The organism is Mesorhizobium sp. M4B.F.Ca.ET.089.01.1.1 (assembly GCF_004022605.1).
Taxonomy (GTDB): domain Bacteria; phylum Pseudomonadota; class Alphaproteobacteria; order Rhizobiales; family Rhizobiaceae; genus Mesorhizobium; species Mesorhizobium abyssinicae.
The window spans coordinates 1-421 of sequence record NZ_RZOS01001484.1 but is presented as its reverse complement, the minus strand read 5'-3'; the positions used below and the strand labels follow the sequence as shown (position 1 = coordinate 421).

Sequence of the window (421 nt, the reverse complement as noted above, 5' to 3'; positions counted from 1 at the left end):
GCCGTAGGGCCGGCTCTTGGGTTAACGCCGCGCTTGCATCAATCAGGCGAGGACAATCGCGTCGGACGTGTTTCCCTGTGCGGTGACGCCATGATGCGAACGCTACTTTATGAAGCCGCGCAAGTCTTGCTGACGGTGGTGAAAAAGTGGTCATGGCTGAAAGCTTGGGCGATGAACGTCGCTAAGCGCCGGGGCCGACAAAGAGCGACCGTTGCCCTTGCTCGCAGATTAGCTGTCATCATGCACAGAATATGGTCCGATGGCAGTGAGTTCCGCTGGGCGCGAGAGGAAGCGACGGCGGTGATATAGCCGGGTCCACCAAACGAAAGGGAGAACATCCGATAACGAGATCCGCCAGGGCGGATGAATGTCCTTCGCGGGACGGAGGATGAAGAGAGGACGTGCCGGGACTCGTTTCCAC

The 421-nt window shown here is 58.9% G+C and carries 1 protein-coding gene; it reads left to right on the top strand.

Annotated elements, in window-relative coordinates; genetic code table 11:
* Nucleotides 1-309: transposase (locus tag EN780_RS38005; protein WP_145971059.1), on the top strand; the 309-nt coding region annotated here is incomplete at its 5' end.
* Between the last annotated feature and the right edge of the window lie 112 nt (nucleotides 310-421).